The following is a 4,060-nucleotide window of genomic DNA, read 5'->3' as shown; positions in this document are numbered from 1 at the left end:
CCAGCCTTGTTTGGCAAGGATTGCGCGTTTTGTGTAGATAAGTGCGTCGTCCACGGCAGTCATTGAAACTACGGCGGCTAGACGGAGAAGCAGAAGCCCATTTGGTTGCGATGCTCCAGCAGGGAGCCAGCAAAGCTGATCGCCTGTAGCCGAGCGCCAGAGGGACATAGCCGCTTCATTAAAACCGGAAAAATCTGCCAGCTTCATTACTGATTAGTTGGTGAGCGCGCCAACGATCTGGGCGGGGTCTTACACGTAAAAATTTTGGCAGCCTTTGTTTTGTTGATCGGTGGGACAAGACGAGTACTCGTAGTAATAAGGTGAATCCAGCGCCGTGCGGGGGTTCCCCCCGTTGAGGCGACTGGTGAACCCGAAGGGCTGCCAAAATTTTAGGGGACAATGCGGGGCGCGGAAAAATCGCCCAAACGTAGATTTTTCGGAAAAAATGAGTATTTATACATGGGCGATTTTTCCGGAAGCTGGCAGATTTTTCAATCGTTGTGACCCAACCGTTGGACATTGCGGCTGTTGGCTGACCAAATGGTAGCATTGGGATATATAGAGAGCATTTCCCATGAAAGCGTGCGACAAGTTCTAAAAAAAACGAGATTAAGCCTTGGTTGAACGAATCTTGGGTGATTCCCCCCCAAGCAAATGCCGAGTTTGTCTGTCAAATGGAAGATGTTCTGCAACTCTACACCCATGCCTACGATCCTGATTATCCCTTAGTTTGCTTTGATGAAAGCTCAAAGCAGTTAATTTCAGAAACCCGAACACCCTTGCCCCCACGACCCGGACAGATCGAACGGTATGATTATGAATATAAGCGGGAGGGGGTCTGCAATCTATTCATGATCTTCGAGCCTTTAGTAGGCTGGAGACACGTAGAAGTGACCGACCACCGCACCCAAATTGACTACGCTCAACAGATGAAATATCTGGTTGATGAATGCTATCCCCAAGCAAAACAAATTCAAGTCGTTCAGGATAACCTTAATACTCACATTAGAGCCTCTCTTTACAAAGCATTTCCACCTGTCGAAGCCAGACGCATTCTTGACAAATTGGCGTTTCATTACACCCCAAAACATGGAAGTTGGTTGAACATGGCTGAAATTGAGTTGAGCGTTTTAGCCCGACAATGCCTTGACCGACGGATTGCACACAAGGAGGTCTTGAAACAAGAAATCGCTGCCTGCGAAAAACGGAGAAATGAACTTTCCTGTAAAGTGGATTGGCAATTTACTACCGTTGATGCTCGGATTAAATTGAAGCGGCTCTATCCGTCAATTAGTCCTTGACGCACTACTAGTTTTAGCGTCTAGGTGGTATCCATCATCCAAAACCTGTAGTAGTTGCGGCTGCAAGAAAGAATCCTTGTTGTTAAGTGAACGCGTTTACGAATGTGAACATTGTGGGCACGTGATGGACAGGGATTTGAATGCCGCAATCAACTTGAGCCACTGCGTTGGAAACCCTCCTGCAGCGCTGACTCACCAAAACGATGCAACCCGAAACGGTGTTTTGCAGTTTTAAACCAACCCTCTATTTGCCACCCTCGCAAACCTCTCAAAGTTACCCAACACGGCTGTGAATGGATTACAAATTTTGTTGAAAGGTGGGGAAGCGATTGAGAGCTTACCAGAAGCATTTAAGATTATTCGTAGCCGTCCCCACGGTCATGTTGCAGCAGTATTAGGAAGTTTAAAAAATCTTGATTTGCATAACCTAATTAGCTCAGAAAATACCCGAGAAAGAAGATTAATATTGGCAATGATAGTAGCGCGTATTATCGAGCCACGCTCCAAGTTAGCCACAGCTAGAGGATTAAGTAATGAAACATGTTTCTCTAGTATTGGAGAAATTTTAAGACTTGAAGGTGCGGATGAAGATGAATTGTATCAAGCAATGGATTGGCTATTAGACAGACAACAAACAATAGAAAACTCCTTAGCAGCAAAACATTTAGAATCAGGGTCATTGGTTCTCTATGATGCATCGAGTAGTTATTTCGAGGGGAAAACTTGTCCGTTAACTCAATACGGTTACAATCGTGATGGCAAGAAAGAAAAATTACAAATAGTATTTGGGTTGCTTTGTAATCGAGAAGGCTGTCCAATAGCGGTTGAAGTATTTGAAGGGAATACTGCTGACCCAACAACATTAACAAATCAAATCGAAAAACTCAGAGACAGATTTGGTATTAAACAAGTTATTTGGGTTGGAGACCGAAGAATAATTACTTCGACGACTCTTAAACAAGATTTGAAAAAAGGTTCTCTCGATTGGATTAGTGCATTGCGTTCAACTCAAATTCGCTCCTTGATTGAACACTCAAGTATTCAATTATCCTTATTCGATGAGCAAAATATCGCAGAGATTTCCTCTGATGACTATCCAGGAGAAAGATTAATTGCTTGTCGTAATCCTATACTGGCAGCAGATAGAGCCAAAACAAGAGAAGAATTATTAAAAGCGACGGAAAAAGAATTAGACAAAATTGCTGCTGCCACAACTAGACAAAAACGTCGTTTAAAAGGGGAATCTAATATTGGTCTTAAGGTGGGACAAGTTTTGAATCGTTACAAAGTTGGTAAGCATTTCAAAGTTGATATTCAAGCTGATAGTTTTAGCTACGAACGAAACAAGCAAAGTATTGAAAGTGAAGCTGCACTTGATGGTTTATTTGTGATTCGCACTTCTGTCGAGCAAGAAGTTCTATCTGCCCAGGAGACTGTTAAAGCTTATAAGAGTCTTTCTCAAGTCGAGCAGGCTTTTCGTAGTTTTAAAACTGTAGATTTAAAAATTAGACTCATTTATCACCATACAACAGAACGAGTGAAGGCACATGTGTTTTTATGCATGTTGGCTTACTATGTTGAATGGCATATGCGTTCTGTTTTAGCTCCTATTCTTTTTGATGAGGATGATTGCGCAGAAGCTCAACTCAAACAAAAATCTGTTGTTCATGCTGAATATAGCGATACGCCGAAGGCGTTAAGCTTCGCTGATCGCGCATTAACTAAAGCTAGAACAAAGCGTACCGAGGATAATTTACCCGTTCACAGTTTTCAAACTTTATTAGCTGCTAACCGGGACTATTGTTAAAAATCAAATTCAATCTACTCTTGGTGGAGCTAGTTTCATTTTTGACAAAATTACTGAACCCACTCTTGTGCAACAAAGGGCTTTAGATTTGCTTGGTGTTTCCTTGACGCGACTTTCGATTCAGGCGATCGCTCACTCCAAAGTTGGGGTTGTGCGTAGCACAACCCCAACTTTGACAAGCGTTAAAAATCTAAGTATTGAATCAGTTTTAAGTAAGTAGCTCAACCTAATTAAACGTAAAATGTCATTACGGAGCGCGCAGCGTGCCCGGAGGGCGCATTTCACGATTTATCGTGGAGCGCAGAACGAGTACCCGTAGAGCTTTCCCTAGTAAAAACTTTGGCAAAGAAGCTCAAAACTACTTGCCAGAAAATTTACAAACGGTATCGCACAACCATTGATACGAAAGATGGTACTTACAAGGTGCTACAGATAACAGTGGAACGTGACGAAAAGTTGCCCCTGAGAACCTATTTCGGTGGCGTTTGTTTGCAGTGGAATAAGTGGGTCACAATTGATGATAATCAGGCTAACCATATTTGGAACGGGCGTAGCGAAGTTGTTCAGCGTCTTCTTGCCCAACAATGCGAAATTTGCGGTACAACGGACAATATTGAAGTCCACCATATCCACAAACTAGCAGATATTAAGCAAAAGGGATGTCAGGAACGCCCCGAATGGATGCTTAAAATGTCGGCACGTAAACGTAAAACCCGCTTTGGTTTGTCGGCAATGTCACGAGAAAATCCAATATGGACGCTACGACGGTGATCCTCTCAAGCGTAAAAATTACTGGAAAGCGAAGTGATACGAAAACGGTCATGCTTCGTTTGGAGGGGGGTGGTTGGAAAAGTGCCAGTAATGGTAACTCGCTGGCTACCTACCCTACTTGCACGCCCAGATTGAACAGAGAGGGACGGCGGATAATAGTTGGTGAAAGTATAGGCAAATA

General features: G+C 43.2%; 3 protein-coding genes and 2 pseudogenes. All 5 read left to right on the top strand.

All coding sequences use genetic code 11. The annotated features are described in order from the left end of the window. Positions 1-510 precede the first annotated feature (510 nt). A pseudogene (locus DP117_RS33660) lies at positions 511-1,301 on the top strand (IS630 family transposase); the annotation flags it as partial. A 7-nt stretch (positions 1,302-1,308) separates the two neighbouring features. Then, positions 1,309-1,536, top strand: a pseudogene (locus DP117_RS33655) (transposase); the annotation flags it as partial. Positions 1,537-1,590: 54 nt separating this feature from the next. Next, positions 1,591-3,108, top strand: a complete 1,518-nt coding sequence (locus DP117_RS33650) for an IS1634 family transposase (RefSeq protein WP_211176518.1) — start codon at positions 1,591-1,593, stop codon at positions 3,106-3,108. A 67-nt stretch (positions 3,109-3,175) separates the two neighbouring features. Beyond that, positions 3,176-3,328 carry a hypothetical protein gene (locus DP117_RS35785; RefSeq protein WP_211176517.1) on the top strand — a complete coding sequence of 51 codons (153 nt, stop codon included), beginning with the start codon at positions 3,176-3,178 and terminating at the stop codon, positions 3,326-3,328. Positions 3,329-3,447: 119 nt separating this feature from the next. After that, positions 3,448-3,879: a hypothetical protein gene (locus DP117_RS33645; protein ID WP_211176516.1), complete on the top strand. Its 432-nt coding sequence runs from the start codon at positions 3,448-3,450 to the stop codon at positions 3,877-3,879. Positions 3,880-4,060 lie beyond the last annotated feature (181 nt).

Source organism: Brasilonema sp. UFV-L1, from assembly GCF_012912105.1.
Taxonomy (GTDB): domain Bacteria; phylum Cyanobacteriota; class Cyanobacteriia; order Cyanobacteriales; family Nostocaceae; genus Brasilonema.
This window is presented reverse-complemented; position numbering and strand designations above follow the sequence as displayed.